The following is an 11,077-nucleotide window of genomic DNA, read 5'->3' on the forward strand; positions in this document are numbered from 1 at the left end:
CTTCCACGCGACGTCCCGGCCGATCACCGGCCACGCCTGGATGCCGAGAGCGGTGGGTTTCACCGCCTGCCAGATGTCGACGTAGGGATGGCCGTTGATCAGGACGTGCGGTGAGGTGACCGTGGCAGCGATCCGGGTCTCCTTCGAGCCCGGCACCAGGTGGTCCACCAGCACCCCGAGCCGGCGGCCGGTGCCGGGCCGGAACCGGCGAACGTGCTCGGCCAGCTCGTCGATGCCACCGAGCGGCTCCACCACGATCCCTTCGATGCGCAGGTCCTCGCCCCAGATCCGCTCCACCAGGGCGGCGTCGTGCACCCCCTCGACCCAGATCCGGCTGGCCTTGGCCACCTGCGCCGTGACCCCCGCGACGGCAACCGAACCGGACGCGGTGCGGCCGGGGCGGCTCGGGGCAGCTGCCGCGGCGGCCGGACGGATCAGCGTCACCAGCTCACCCTCCAGCAGGAAGCTGGCCGGCAACATCGGAAACTGCCGCTGCCGGTCGAAGCGGTCGGCCAGCGTGACGGTGTCGCGCTGCTCGCCGGCCACCACCGTCCGGCCCAGCGCCACCACCGCTCCGCAATAGCCGTCCAGCGTCTCGACCACCAGCTCCAGCTCCGCCGGAACCTGCCGAACAGCCTTACGGCGATGGGTGGAACCGCCGGCCAGCACATCGTCGGGATACACGTCGAGCAGCTTAGGGATCAGCCCCGCAGGCAGCGGGGAAGCCCACGCCCGTCGCAACCGTTCGGTACCGTTGGCAGCTGTGCCGATCGAACGACGCTGTGCCCAGCTCGCTGCCTGGGGCTCTGCCTGGCTGGCAGGTGCCGCAGCGTTCGACGACGTGCTCGACGCCGTCACCGGCACCGGCCGCCATGTCGGTGGCCAGGGCTTCGGTCCCGGACCGAGCCCGGTCGGTGCCGCGCTGGCCGAGTGGAAGCGCGCCGGCACGTCCGTCCTGACGCTGGCGCTCCCGGTTCCCGGTGATGTCCGCGGCCTGGCCGGCCCGCCGGCGTTCCGCAACGCCGCGCTGACGGCCGGAGAGGCGGTCTACGGCCGGGACTTCGGGCTGACGGTGCTGCCTGGCCGGGAGACTCCGAGCAGCGCCGGCCGGGAGTCGATCTGGCACCGGGCCGATTTCAGTGAGCTGCCGCCTGACCCGATCAGCATGGCCGACGCCGAGCACGACCTGACCGAGTCGATCCGCGAGACCGCGTCCCTGTTCGCCCGGCGTGGTGTCACCAGCTGGCTCAGCGACATCGCGCCGGCGCTGTCGGACGCCCGGCGCGCCGGTGAGCGCCTGCACCTGCCGGCCAGCCACCCACCCCGGGCGGTCCGGCTGATCGCCCAGGCCGAGCGGCTGTCCGCGGTGCTGATCGTGGTCGATTCCGACGACACCGCCCAGCTCACCGCCGCCGCTGTCGCTGAGCGTGACCTGGCGCTGGCCCCCCTGCGGCTGGCCGTCCGCCGGGCGCTGCTGGCGGGCTACAACGCGGCGGCCGAGGTCTCGGCCGGTCCCTGACCCGCGCGCGGTCCAGCCCGCGCTCAAGACCCACTCCGGTCCCTGACCCGCGCGATCGTGACAGGACGAGGGCTCAGCCTGACCCGCGGCGTGTCGGAGCCGGGCAGCAGCCGGCAGGGCAGTCCTGTCCGCACAGCCCCAGTTGGCTCAGACAGGCCGCGGGCCGGCCGGTCAGCCGCTCCTCCACCAGGTCCGCCAGGCCGGCGACGAAGGCCGGGTCGGTGCCGGCCGTGCCGGCCCGGACGAACTCCAGCCCCAGCTCCGCCGCCGTCTCGCGGGCCTCGTTGTCCAGGTCCCAGAGCACTTCGAGGTGGTCGGAGACGAATCCGGTGGGTGCCACCACCACGGCCGGCACCCCTTCGGCGGCCAGCATCCGCAGGTAGTCGTTGATGTCGGGTTCCAGCCACGGCACCTGCGCGGGCCCGGACCGGGACTGCCACACCAGGTCGAACCGCGCCCCGGCACCGCGAACCGATTCGGCCACCAGCCGGGCGGTCTCGTGGTGCTGCGCCACGTAGAGCCCGCCCTCGGGACCGGCGGTGTCGTTCATCGTGACCGGGATCGAATGCGCGGTGAACACCAGCCGGGCCTCGTCCCGCAGCTGCGCCGGCAGCTCGGCCAGCGCGCCGCGGACCGCCGTCGCGTTGGCGGCGATGAACCCTGGGTGGTCGAAGTAGTGCCGCAGCTTGGTGAACCGGGGCGCCCCCGGCCGCTCGGCGGCCAGCTCAGCGGTGGTGCGGGCCAGATCCTCGCGGTACTGCCGGCAGCCGGAGTACGAGCCGGTCGCGCTGGTGGCCAGCACCAGCGCGTGCCGGCGGCCGTCGGCTGCCATCTGCCGTGCGGTGTCGGTGAGGAACGGGTGCCAGTTCCGGTTGCCGAAGTAGAGCGGCAGGTCGATGCCGCGCCGGCCGAACTCCGCACCCAGCGCCGCGAGCAGCGCCTGGTTCTGCGCCGTGATCGGCGACACGCCACCGAAGTGCTGGTAGTGCTCTGCCACCGCCGCGAGCCGCTCCTCGGGCACGCCGCGCCCGGCAGTCACGTTGCGCAGGAACGGCATCACCTCGTCGGGGCCTTGCGGGCCGCCGAAGGAGAGCAGCAGGAACGAATCGACGGGCTCAGTCACCCTTAGCAAGCTACCGTCGCCGGGGAGCTGCCTCAGACGCCCGCCTCAGACGCCCGCCTCAGACGCCCGCCGCAGACGCCCGCCTCAGACGCCCATGGCGTGGAAGCCGCCGTCGACGTGGATCATCTCGCCGGTGGTCGCCGGGAACCAGTCCGACATCAGGGCGGCGCAGCTCATCGCGACCGGGGTGGCGTCGTTGATGTCCCAGCCCAGCGGGGCCCGTCCTTCCCAGGCATTCTCGAACTGGACGAAGCCCGGGATGCTCTTGGCCGCGATCGTGCGCACCGGCCCGGCCGCGACCAGGTTCACCCGGATATGGCGCGGGCCGAGCTCGCGGGCCAGGTAGCGGGAGGTGGATTCCAGGGCGGCCTTGGCCACCCCCATCCAGTTGTAGGCGGGCCAGGCGACCGTGGCGTCGAAGTCCATCCCGACGATCGAGCCCCCGGACTCCCCGAACAGCGGCAGGGTCGCCACCGCGAGGGACTTGAAGCTGAAGGCCGACACCTCGACCGCGGTGGCCACGTCGGCGAACGGGGCGTCCAGGAAACCCTCGCCGAGGCAGGAGGGCGGGGCGAAGCCGATCGAGTGCAGCACCCCGTCCAGGCCGTCGACATGCTCGCGAACCCGGCCGGCCAGTGCCTCGAGGTGTTCGGTGGAGGTCACGTCCAATTCGACGATCGGCGCGGGCTTGGGCAGCCGGCGAGCCACCCGCTCGACCAGCGACAGCCTGCCGAAACCGGTCAGCACCACCTCGGCGCCCTGCTCCTGCGCGACCTTGGCGACCGAGAACGCGATCGAGGAGTCGGTGATGACGCCGGTGATCAGCAACCGCTTGCCGTCCAGAAGTCCCATGTCGTGAGGTTCCCTCTCTACTGTGATGAGCCGTCGCGACTCAGATGCCCATGCCCAAACCACCGTCGACGGGAAGGACCGCCCCGGTGATATAGCCGGCGGCGTCCGAGGCCAGGAACCGGACCACCTCGGCAACCTCGGCCACCGCCCCGTACCGGCGCAGCGGCACGCTGGCCAGCACCTCGTTCTTGCGGGCCTCGGTCAGCACCGCGGTCATGTCGGTGTCGATGAAGCCTGGCGCCACCACGTTGGCGGTGATGTTGCGGCTGCCCAGTTCACGGGCGATCGAGCGGGCCAGGCCGATCAGCCCGGCCTTGCTGGCGGCGTAGTTGGCCTGGCCGGGCGCGCCGGTCAGCGCCACCACCGAGGAGATGAACACCATCCGGCCGCCCCGGGCCTTGAGCATGCCGGCGGTGGCCCGCTTGGCGACCCGGTAGGCGCCGGTCAGGTTCGCATCGATCACTCCGGTGAAGGAGTCCTGGCTCATCCGCATCAGCAGCTTGTCGTCGGTGATGCCGGCGTTGGACACCAGCACCTCGACCGGGCCGTACTCGGCCTCGACCTCGCTGAAGGCGGCGTCCACCGACGCCTCGTCGGTCACGTCGCAGCGCACCCCGAACAGCCCGTCCGGCGCGCCACTGCCGCGATGGGTCACCGCGACCTTGTCCCCCGCCTCGCTGAACGCCCGAGCTATCGCCAGACCGATTCCACGGTTACCACCAGTCACCAGCACAGATCGACTCACTCGGCTCACGCTAGCCGATGGGGTGTGCGGACCCGGCTCAGGGCCGCGCCCCGGCGCGGCCCGCCGGCCAGCTGAGGCCGCCGGCCAGCCACGGCCCGCCGGCCAGCCACGGCCCGCCGGTCAGCCATGGCCCGCCGGTCAGCTGAGCCGGCCGGACCAGAGCAGTGACGTCGCCCCGGCGGCCATCGCCAGCAACAGCCCGGCCAGCATGAACCGCCAGCTGATGTCGCGCTGGGCGGTGGTGTAACCGATCTGGGAGCCGATGTCCTCATAGACCGTCCGCAGCTCCTCCACCGACGCCGCGGTGTGGAACGAGCCGCCGGTCGCCTGCGCCAGGCCGCGCAAGGTGACCTTGTCCGAGGGCACCGCCTGCACCGTGCCCTGCACCTCGACCGTTCCGCCGTCGGTGCCGAAGGCGATCGTCGACACCGGCGTGCTGGCCTTCTTGGCCTCGTCCGCGGCCTCGGACACCTTGCGCCCGACGGTGTTGTAACCGTCGCTGAGCAGCACGATCCGAGCCGGCGCCGGCTTCTCGTTCGTCGCGGTGGAGCTCCGGCTGAAGGTGCTGAGCGCGTCGAGACAGGCGAACACCCCCTCGCCGATGGCGGTGTACTGCTCCAGCTGCAGGCCCGAGATCGCCCGCTTGACCACATCGCGGTCCAGGGTGGGCGGCACCAGCACGTTGCCGGCCCGCCCGAACTTCACCAGCCCGAGGTTGATCCGCTTGGGCAGCAGGTCGGCGAACTCCTCGGCGGCCTGCTGGGCGGCCTCCAGCCGGCTGGGCAGCACGTCGGTGGCCTGCATCGACAGCGAGACGTCGATGGCCAGCATCACGGTGGCCTTCTCCTGCGGCACCCGGACCGAGGCGGTAGGCCCGGCCACTCCCAGCGACAGCACCGTCAGGGCCACCAGCAGCAGCGCGAAGGTCAGGTGCCGCCGCCAGCCCGGCCGCCGGGGCACGACGCTGGCCAGCAGTTGGGTGTTGCTGAACCGCGCCACGAACTTGCGCCGGCGCAGCTGCACGAGCAGGTACGCCAGCGCCACAGCGGCGACGGCCAGCAGGATGAGCAGCCAGTACGGCGACCTGAAATGCATCAGTGCACCCCGATCATTCCGGCGCGCGAGGGCGGCCGGACGGCCACGCCGCGGCGCCGGGTCAGGACGAATCTCACGATGTCGGACAGCCAGTCGGAGTCGGTGCGCAGCCGCAACTGGTCAGCGCCGGCCCGGCGCAGCATCGACGCGATCTGGCTGCGCTGCTCGGCCGCGGCCTCGGCGTAGCGCTGCCGCAGCTGGGCGTCGGAGGTCTGGACCTCCAGCTGCTCACCGGACTCGGGATCGACGAAGGTCACCAGCCCCGCCGCCGGCAGCTCGAGCTCGCGAGGATCCAGCACCTCGATGCCGAGCAGCTCATGCCGGTCGCCAAGCCCGCGCAGCGGCCGTTCCCAGTCCTGGTCGCCGAGGAAGTCCGAGATCACCACCACCATGCCGCGCCGCCGCGGCGGCCGCCGGACCTGCTCCAGCGCCATCGCCAGGTCACCGCGCCGGCCCTCGGCCGCCCGGGGGGTGCCCGCCAGCTTGCGCATCAGATACCGGGCGTGGTTGGTGCCGGCCACCGCGGGTATCCGGGAGAGCTGCTCGCCGGTGGTGATGATCGCGCCGATCCGGTTGCCGGCCTTGGCGGTCAGGTGGGTGATGGCGGTCGCGGCGGCGAATACCAGCTCGCGCTTCTCCATGTTGACGGTGCCGAAGTCCAGGCTCGGCGACAGGTCCACCACCAGCCAGGTCTCCAGCTCCCGGTCCGCGACCGTCTGGCGGACGTGCGGGGTCATCGTCCGGGCCGTGACCGGCCAGTCCATTCGCCGGACGTCGTCGCCGGGGTAGTACTGGCGCGACTCCCCCGGCTCGCTTCCGGGCCCGGGAACCAGGCCGAGATAGCTGCCGAGCAGCAGGCCGTCGAGCTTGTTGCGCACGGCGTACTCCAGCCGGCGCAGCACCGCCTCGACCTGGGCGGGCACCACCGCCTGCCCGGGAGTCGCGGGACGATCCGCGCCGGCGGCTGGAGGACCGGGCCTGCTCACGCCGGCGGTGCCCAGTTACCGGACTGCCGCTGCTGGCCGGCCTGCTGGTTGGGGAACTGGCTCAGCGGCTGGCTGCTCGGCGCGGCGTGCGCACCGTTGGTGTAGCCGGCGGTGCTGGCCTGCGGGGGGGCCGTGGTGGCGGCCGGGATGAAGCCGCTGGTGGCGCGCTGCCGGGGTGCCACCTGCGGCAGCGGCACCGTCTGCAACACCCGGGAGACCGCGTGCCCGGCCGTCACCCCGTCGGCGATCGCGTCGTAGGACAGCACCATCCGGTGCGGCAGGACGTCGATGGCCAGGTCCAGGACGTCCTGCGGCAGGACGTAGTCGCGGCCGCGCAGCAGGGCCAGCGCCCGGCCGGCCGCGATCAGCCCCAGGCTGGCCCGCGGGCTGGCGCCGTAGGACACCCAGCCGGCGACGTCGGCCATGCCGAACTCGGCCGGTTGCCGGGTGGCGATCACCAGCCGGACCACGTAGTCGACCACCGCGTGGTGCACGAAGATCCGGGCGGCCCGGTGCTGCAGCGCGATCAGGTCATCGGTGCTGATCACCGCCTGCGCGACCGGCGGCTCGACGCCCATCCGGTAGACGATCTCGCGCTCCTCGGCCGGCGACGGGTAGTCCACCGTGATCTTCATCAGGAACCGGTCGCGCTGCGCCTCGGGCAGCGGGTAGACGCCCTCGCTCTCGATCGGGTTCTGGGTGGCCAGCACCAGGAACGGGTCCGGCAGCGGGTACCGCTTGCCGCCCAGGGACACCTGGCGCTCGGCCATCACCTCCAGCAGCGCCGACTGCACCTTGGCCGGCGCCCGGTTGATCTCATCGGCGAGTACGAAGTTGGCGAACACGGGGCCCAGCTCGGTGTCGAACTGCTCCGAGCCCGGCCGGTAGATCCGGGTTCCGACGATGTCGGAGGGCACCAGGTCCGGGGTGAACTGCAGCCGGGCGAAGGTTCCGCTGACAGTCCGGGCCAGCGTCTCGACGGCGAGGGTCTTGGCGACTCCGGGCACCCCTTCGAGCAGGCAGTGCCCGCGGGCGAGCAGGCTGACCATCAGCCGCTCGACCATCCGCTCCTGGCCGACGATCACCCGCTTGACCTCGAACATCGCCCGCTCGAGCGCCGTGGCGTCCGCGGCCGGGGTGGGGATCGAAGCCCGCTCGGTCATGTGTCTCCTCGCACTGGTTCCTCTTCGGTGTGCCGGCACTGTTCCTGAGGGTGCGGCCCTTGCTGGTTGCGTCCGCCCATGCTGTGCCGCTGCTACCGGCAACGGTAACCGAGCATGCTGTGCGGCGCCTCAGCCGCCGATTGCCGACATCGGGCGCTCGGGCTGGCGGAACCCCGGCGCGTTGATGCCGTGCCCGGCGGGCTTGGCGCGCACCGCCTGCCGGATCAGCTCGGCGAGCTCCTGGTCGGACGCGCCGTCGCGCAGCGCCGCCCGCAGGTCGGTCTCCTGGTGGCCGAACAGGCAGGTGCGCAACTGGCCGTCGGCGGTGAGCCGCAGCCGGTCGCAGTCGCGGCAGAACGGCCGGCTGACCGAGGCGATGATGCCGACCCGGTAGCCGCCCTGCGGCGCGGGAGCCCAGCCTGCCCGGCCGGGACCGTCCAGCACCTCGAACTCCTCGGCCGGGGCGTGGCCACGATGCCCGACCGGACGCAGCTGGAAGGACTGGCCGAGCACCGAGAGCACCTCGTCGGCGGTCACCATGCCGGCCATCGTCCACAGGTGCTCGGCATCCAGTGGCATGTGCTCGATGAAGCGCATCTGGTACCCGGCCCGCAGCGCCCAGCTCAACAACTGCGGCGCCTCGGCAAGGTTCTGCTCGCGCATCAGCACCGCGTTGACCTTGATCGGGCGCAGGCCGGCCTGCTGGGCGGCTTCCAGCCCGGCCAGCACGTCGGCCAGCCGATCCCGCCGGGTGAGGTTGTGGAATTTCTCCCGGTCCAGGGTGTCGAGCGAGACGTTGACCCGATCCAGGCCGGACCGGGCCAGTTCCACGGCCTTGTCGGCAAGTGAGATCGCGTTCGTGGTCAGCGACAGTTCAGGCCTGGGCCGGAGTCCGGCCAGCCGGCGGACCAGGCCGGCGACCCCGGCCCGGACCAGCGGCTCGCCACCGGTCAACCGGATCGTCCGAACGCCCAAGCCCAGGAACACCGTCGCCAGCCGGATGATCTCGTCATCGGAGAGCACCGCCTTGGCCGGCAACCAGGCCAACCCCTCGGCGGGCATGCAGTAGGTGCAGCGCAGCGAGCACTTGTCGGTCAGGGAGATGCGCAGGTCCTCGGCCTGCCGCCCGAACGTGTCGAGCAGCACCGCGCCGGACGCGGGCTCGGTCGCCGGACTCATTTCTCCAGCCTAGACGCTTCTGCGCCATGGACGCTTCTACGCCCTGAACGCTGCCATGGCGCGGGGGGTCAGGACAGCGGCCGGGTCGCCCCGATGTAGCCGTAGGTCACCTGGTCCCACGGCGTCACCTTCACCACGTCGCCCGACTGGGGCGCCTGCACGACATTGCCCCCGCCGATGTACATCGCGACGTGGTGGATGGCGCTGATCCCGCTGTCGGACCAGAACAGCAGGTCACCCGGCAGAAACTGGCCGGGCTGGGGGTGGACGGAACCGGCGTAGTACTGCGAGGCCGCGAAGTGATCCATGTAGATGCCTTGCGGCGCCCAGGCGTACATGGTCAGGCCCGAGCAGTCGAAGCCGAACACCTGGCTGTCGTGCGCGCCCTCGGTGCCGGGCGAGTCGGTGCCCCAGGTCGGTCCGTTGTAGCCGCCACCGGCCCAGGCGTACGGGGTGCCCAGCCGGCTCAACGCCCGGTTGGCCGCGGCCCGGCCCTTGCTGGCCGTCCAGCCGCCGGAGGAGCCGGACGGTGGCTGCGGGGTGTAGCCGCCGTTGTCGCTGCTGCCGCCGTTGTCGCTGCTGCCGTTGTCGCTGCCGCCGCTGTCGCTACCGCTGCTGTTGCTGTTGCTGCTGCTGCTGCTGCCACTCTTGCTGTTCTGCTGCTGTTGTTGCTGGCGCCGCTGGCGTTCGGCCTCCCGGCGGGCCTCCTCGCGAGCCTCCTCCCGGGCTTTGGCGGCTGCGGCCGCTGCCCGGGCCCGGGCCAGTGCGGCCTGCCGGGCTCGTTCGGCCGCGATCCGGGCCTGCTCGCGCTGGTAGGCCAGGAACTTCGCCCGCTGGCCGTTCAGGGTCGCCAGCTGGGTCTGGGCGGCGACCAGCTGGCGCTGGAAGGCGGCCTCCTGGATCCGCAGCTGGGCGGCCTGCGCCTTCTGGTTGGCGTAGGCCTGCTGGGCGGCGCGCTGGGCGGCCGCGGCCTCGGCGGCCAGCTTGGCCTGCAGCTCCACCAGGCCCTTGGCCTTGGCCTCGGCGTTGGACTTGGCCACGGTCGCCCGGTCCAGGCTGCTCATGACGTCCAGGTGCCGGGAGGAGACGTAATGGCGGTAGTCGCCGCTCTGCAGCAGGGCACTCGGGTCGCTCGCGCTGAGCAGGCCCACGGTGGACGAGCCCATGGTCGAGGAGACGTAGCTGTCGTGCACGTAGCTGGTCAGGTTGGCCCGGGCGGCCTCGATGCCCTTCTGGGCCGACACCACGTCGGCCTGGGCGTGGGCGGCCTCGGTCTTGGCCTTGTCGAGCTTGAAGATGGCGTAGGTGAACTTCTGCTCGGCGAATTCCACCTTGGCGCTGAGCGAGCGCAGCTGGGCCTGGGCCTGCACGATCTGGCCGGACAGCACCCCGACGGTGTTGGCCAGCGACGCCTTGGCCGCCCGGGCCGCGGCGAGCTGGGCGTCGGAAGGGTTCGGCGGCCGGGGGGTGGCATGCACGGGGCCGGCCGCGGACAGCAGCGACGCGGTCACCGCGGCGGCGCAGAGCAGAGCCCACAGCCTCCGCCGGGCGCCGGGCGCGGTGCCGGTGCCGGGCGCCGTACCGACGCGGCGCCGGGGCACGTGCGGGTCAGCCGCCTGGCGGGCTTGTCTGAACACCGGGACCCCTCTGCTCGTCAATGCTGTCGGACAGACTGCCAGCTCCGTCACATAAGCGCCACTGGTCACGCCAGTCACATCAGTTTCATCCCAGGACGTGCGGACGGGGGCAACACTCGAGTGAGTCCCACCCAGCTAGCCCTATCGGCCTACCGATGGGAGGCCTTAGCCGCCGATGCGGAAGAATGGCGGGGCCGGGAATCGCATCGAAGGAGACCATCGTGCCTGCAGGTCAGGAGAACAGCTTCGACGCCCAGGACGTGCTCCAGGTCGGTGACACCGCCTTCACCTACTTCCGGCTGGACCGGGTGCCCGGTTCGCAGCGGCTGCCGTACAGCCTGAAGGTGCTGCTGGAGAACCTGCTGCGCACCGAGGACGGCCTCAACGTCACCGCCGAGCAGATCCAGGCGGTCGCCGACTGGAACCCGCAGGCCGAACCCGCCACCGAGATCCAGTTCAGCCCGGCCCGGGTGGTGATGCAGGATTTCACCGGCGTCCCGGCGGTGGTGGACCTGGCCACCATGCGCGAGGCGGTCGCGGAGCTGGGCGGGGACCCGGCCCGGATCAACCCGCTGGCCCCGGCCGAGCTGGTCATCGACCACTCGGTGATCGCCGACCTGTTCGGCGGCCCGGACGCCTTCGCCGGCAACGTCGACCTGGAGTACCAGCGCAACCTGGAGCGCTACCAGTTCCTGCGCTGGGGCCAGACCGCGTTCGACGGCTTCGCGGTCGTCCCGCCGGACACCGGGATCGTCCACCAGGTCAACCTGGAGTACCT

General features: G+C 71.9%; 11 protein-coding genes. 2 read left to right on the top strand and 9 right to left on the bottom strand.

The genetic code is table 11. The features are described 5' to 3' along the window. A partial coding sequence (locus VF542_RS11095; RefSeq protein WP_413790112.1) for a DUF3097 family protein occupies positions 1 to 693 on the bottom strand: 693 nt, incomplete at its 3' end. 70 nt (positions 694 to 763) lie between these two features. On the opposite strand from VF542_RS11095, the gene VF542_RS11100 reads away from it, so the two are divergent. Further along, positions 764 to 1,519, top strand: coding sequence for a hypothetical protein (locus VF542_RS11100; protein WP_408651770.1), 756 nt, complete (start codon positions 764 to 766; stop codon positions 1,517 to 1,519). Positions 1,520 to 1,592: 73 nt separating this feature from the next. Here the strand turns inward: VF542_RS11100 and VF542_RS11105 are convergent, their stop codons facing one another. The 8 genes from VF542_RS11105 to VF542_RS11140 form a co-directional block, all read right to left on the bottom strand. Next, positions 1,593 to 2,651: a ferrochelatase gene (locus VF542_RS11105; RefSeq protein WP_408651771.1), complete on the bottom strand. Its 1,059-nt coding sequence runs from the start codon at positions 2,649 to 2,651 to the stop codon at positions 1,593 to 1,595. Between the two features lie 75 nt (positions 2,652 to 2,726). Then, a complete protein-coding gene (gene fabI, locus VF542_RS11110) occupies positions 2,727 to 3,494 on the bottom strand; it encodes an enoyl-ACP reductase FabI (RefSeq protein WP_408651772.1) in 768 nt (255 codons plus the stop codon). Positions 3,495 to 3,534: 40 nt separating this feature from the next. Next, positions 3,535 to 4,239: a 3-oxoacyl-ACP reductase FabG gene (gene fabG / locus VF542_RS11115; RefSeq protein ID WP_408651773.1), complete on the bottom strand. Its 705-nt coding sequence runs from the start codon at positions 4,237 to 4,239 to the stop codon at positions 3,535 to 3,537. Positions 4,240 to 4,377: 138 nt separating this feature from the next. Beyond that, positions 4,378 to 5,337: a VWA domain-containing protein gene (locus tag VF542_RS11120; protein WP_408651780.1), complete on the bottom strand. Its 960-nt coding sequence runs from the start codon at positions 5,335 to 5,337 to the stop codon at positions 4,378 to 4,380. Then, the gene (locus VF542_RS11125; protein WP_408651774.1) at positions 5,334 to 6,320 is read right to left on the bottom strand and encodes a DUF58 domain-containing protein; all 987 of its coding nucleotides are present in this window, start codon (positions 6,318 to 6,320) and stop codon (positions 5,334 to 5,336) included. The genes VF542_RS11120 and VF542_RS11125 overlap by 4 nt, the downstream gene beginning before the upstream one ends. Beyond that, positions 6,317 to 7,483, bottom strand: a complete 1,167-nt coding sequence (locus VF542_RS11130) for an AAA family ATPase (protein ID WP_408651775.1) — start codon at positions 7,481 to 7,483, stop codon at positions 6,317 to 6,319. Before VF542_RS11130 ends, VF542_RS11125 begins: the two co-directional genes overlap by 4 nt. A 129-nt stretch (positions 7,484 to 7,612) precedes the next feature. Beyond that, on the bottom strand, positions 7,613 to 8,662 hold the full coding sequence (moaA, locus tag VF542_RS11135) for a GTP 3',8-cyclase MoaA (protein ID WP_408651776.1): 1,050 nt from the start codon (positions 8,660 to 8,662) through the stop codon (positions 7,613 to 7,615). A gap of 68 nt (positions 8,663 to 8,730) precedes the next feature. Continuing rightward, positions 8,731 to 10,299: an NlpC/P60 family protein gene (locus VF542_RS11140; RefSeq protein ID WP_408651777.1), complete on the bottom strand. Its 1,569-nt coding sequence runs from the start codon at positions 10,297 to 10,299 to the stop codon at positions 8,731 to 8,733. A 185-nt stretch (positions 10,300 to 10,484) separates the two neighbouring features. On the opposite strand from VF542_RS11140, the gene VF542_RS11145 reads away from it, so the two are divergent. Then, on the top strand, positions 10,485 to 11,077 hold a 593-nt coding region (locus VF542_RS11145), incomplete at its 3' end, for an aconitase family protein (protein WP_408651778.1).

It is taken from the genome of Jatrophihabitans sp., assembly GCF_036389215.1.
Classification (GTDB): Bacteria; Actinomycetota; Actinomycetes; order Mycobacteriales; family Jatrophihabitantaceae; genus Jatrophihabitans_A.

Bases quoted from the DNA above. Each gene is read 5' to 3' on its own strand.
- VF542_RS11130 (WP_408651775.1), bottom strand. From the start codon at position 7,483: ATGACCGAGCGGGCTTCGATCCCCACCCCGGCCGCGGACGCCACGGCG.
- fabI (WP_408651772.1), bottom strand. From the start codon at position 3,494: ATGGGACTTCTGGACGGCAAGCGGTTGCTGATCACCGGCGTCATCACC.
- moaA (WP_408651776.1), bottom strand. From the start codon at position 8,662: ATGAGTCCGGCGACCGAGCCCGCGTCCGGCGCGGTGCTGCTCGACACG.